General features: G+C 65.9%; 4 protein-coding genes. 1 reads left to right on the forward strand and 3 read right to left on the reverse strand.

Annotated elements, in window-relative coordinates; genetic code table 11:
* A partial coding sequence (locus RMO81_RS15940; RefSeq protein ID WP_310476942.1) for an amidohydrolase family protein occupies positions 1 to 283 on the forward strand: 283 nt, incomplete at its 5' end.
* A 55-nt stretch (positions 284 to 338) separates the two neighbouring features.
* Here RMO81_RS15940 and lexA read toward each other — a convergent pair.
* The 3 genes from lexA to RMO81_RS15955 form a co-directional block, all read right to left on the reverse strand.
* The gene (lexA, locus tag RMO81_RS15945) at positions 339 to 1,022 is read right to left on the reverse strand and encodes a transcriptional repressor LexA (protein WP_310476943.1); all 684 of its coding nucleotides are present in this window, start codon (positions 1,020 to 1,022) and stop codon (positions 339 to 341) included.
* Positions 1,023 to 1,067: 45 nt separating this feature from the next.
* On the reverse strand, positions 1,068 to 2,279 hold the full coding sequence (glp, locus tag RMO81_RS15950; protein ID WP_310476944.1) for a gephyrin-like molybdotransferase Glp: 1,212 nt from the start codon (positions 2,277 to 2,279) through the stop codon (positions 1,068 to 1,070).
* On the reverse strand, positions 2,276 to 2,433 hold a 158-nt coding region (locus tag RMO81_RS15955), incomplete at its 5' end, for a cyclic pyranopterin monophosphate synthase MoaC (protein ID WP_310476945.1). The genes glp and RMO81_RS15955, both read right to left, overlap by 4 nt.

Genomic DNA, 2,433 nt, shown 5'->3' on the forward strand with positions numbered 1-2,433 from the left:
CGGCTTGGCCATGCCGTTCGGCGGCTTTGCCAGTTTCATGGCCGATCCGCCGGCCACGGCGGCCATGCTGGCCGATGAATGGCGGCCCTGGATCGAAACGGCTGTGGCCGCGTTCGGCGCGGATCGCTGCATGTTCGAAAGCAACTTCCCGGTCGATCGCGGCACCTGCGATTACGCCACGCTGTGGAACGCCTTCAAACTGCTCAGCGCCGGCGCCAGCGAGGACGAAAAGACCGCCCTGTTCAGCGCCACGGCGGCGCGCGTTTATCGCCTGGCCTTGTAACGACAACGCCCGCCGGATGAGGGCGGGCGCTGAAGTGGGAACAGGGTTGTGCCGATCAGTGGTAACGGCGCAGCAAGCCGGCGAGCTTGCCCTGGATGCGCACCTGTTCCGGGCGATAGCGCTGCGGTTCAAAGCTGCTGTTGGCCGGATCAAGGCGGACCAGGCCCTTTTCATGGTGCAGATATTTCAGCGTTGCTTCGGATTCGTCGATCAGCGCCACGATGATATCGCCATCACGCGCCGTGTCGCAGCGCCGGATCAGGGCATAATCGCCATCGTGGATGCCGGCTTCGATCATCGAATCGCCTGACACTTCCAGCGCATAATGATCGCCGGGGCCCAGCAGCGCAGCTGGCACCGACAGCGAGCGGTCGCTTTCCAGTGCTTCCACCGGCAGACCAGCCGCGATTCGGCCGTGCAGCGGCACGGTCACTGTGTCGTTGGCGGCCAGCATTGCCAGTGCGGGAGGGGCAGGAGCCGGGCGGCTGGCAACCAGCGTGAGCGCCGGTTTTTCGATCTTCAACGCTTCTGGCAAGCGCAGCACTTCCAATGCGCGGGCGCGGTTGGGCAGGCGACGGATGAAGGCGCGTTCTTCCAGCGCGTTGATCAGCCGGTGGACGCCGGATTTGGATTTCAGGTTCAGCGCTTCCTTCATCTCCTCAAAGGAGGGGGACACGCCATCAGACTTCAATCGATCATCGATGAAGATCAGCAATTCCTGCTGTTTCCGGGTCAGCATTTCATTGTCTCCCAAGCCGCGTCAAACGGAACATGGATAGAACATCTAGAAAACAGAATGGAACATGTCAAGCGCAATGCAGGTAACTTCATCGCCGGCCGCCGCTGCCGGCGCATGCGCCTCGCGGATGATCAGCAATTCGGCCTGCGCCAGCAGCGAGAGCAGGGCACTGTCTTGCCTGGCAAAGGGTTCTGCGCCGTTTGGCGTACGCCGTGCCCGCAGATGATCGCGGCGGGCACCATTGGCCGGCAGCGGCGTGGCCAGCTTCAGCCATTCCAGCGGTAGATCATGCGCCCGCCCGCCCAATCGGGACACCAACGGCACGGCAAACAACAGCGCGGTTACAAAGGCAGAGACCGGATTGCCCGGCAGGCCCAGCACTCGGGTGCCGCCCAATCGTCCGGCCAGCAGCGGTTTACCGGGCCGCAGGGCAATCTTCCAGAAGTCCAGTTCGGCCCCCAGATCGCGCAGCACGGGCACCACCAGATCATGATCGCCCACCGAGGCACCGCCGATGGTGATGATCAGATCGGCATCCGCGTCCTGCAGTGCCTTGGCCAGCACAGCGCGATTGTCCGGTACCAGGCCGGGATCATGCACATCGGCGCCGGCGGCGCGAAGCAGGGCGGCGAGCATCACCGGGTTGGCGGAAACAATCTGTCCCGGCCCTGGCGTTTCCCCCGGCAAGACCAGTTCATCCCCCGTCGCAATCAGCGTGACCCGCGGGCGACGGACAACCGGCAGCGCGCCCCAGCCGCCGGCCGCCGCCAGCCCCAGATGGGCCGCCACCAGCCGCGTGCCGGCCGCGATCAAGGCGTCGCCGGCCGCAAAATCCTGGCCGGCCGGACGGATATGCGCGCCAATGCGCGGCGGGCCTTCGCCCGCCAGGCGCGCCCCATCGCCGTCAGCGCCGTCGTCGCGGGCCACTTCCTCCTGCACCACGATGACGTCGGCACTTGTCGGCACGGGCGCCCCGGTGAAGATACGCACGGCTTGGCCCTCGCCCAACTGGCCTGCCCAGCCATGGCCGGCGGCGCTTTCCCCCACCACCTGCCATGGCCGGTGCAGATCGGCCCAGCGGATCGCATAGCCGTCCATGGCGGCGGCGGCGAACGGCGGTTGGGTCAGACGGGCGGTGATGGCCTGCGCCAACACCCGGCCAGCACAGTGATCGAGCGGGAGGGTTTCGGTGGCGAGTGGCTCCACGCCGGCCAGCAGCTGATCCAGCGCCGCCGAAAAAGGCAGCAAGTCACTCATTCGGCGACAAAATCACCCGAACGCCCGCCGGATTTCTTCAGCAGGCGGATGCCGTCGATCCGCATCGTGCGGTCGAGGGCCTTGGCCATGTCATAAACGGTGAGCAGCGCGGCAGAAACGGCGGTGAGCGCCTCCATCTCGACGCCGGTGCCGT

The sequence above is a fragment of the Sandarakinorhabdus sp. genome (assembly GCF_031422795.1).
Classification (GTDB): Bacteria; Pseudomonadota; Alphaproteobacteria; order Sphingomonadales; family Sphingomonadaceae; genus Sandarakinorhabdus.

Coding starts and splice junctions, on each gene's coding strand:
- lexA (WP_310476943.1), bottom strand. CDS start 1,022: ATGCTGACCCGGAAACAGCAGGAATTGCTGATCTTCATCGATGATCGA.
- glp (WP_310476944.1), bottom strand. CDS start 2,279: ATGAGTGACTTGCTGCCTTTTTCGGCGGCGCTGGATCAGCTGCTGGCC.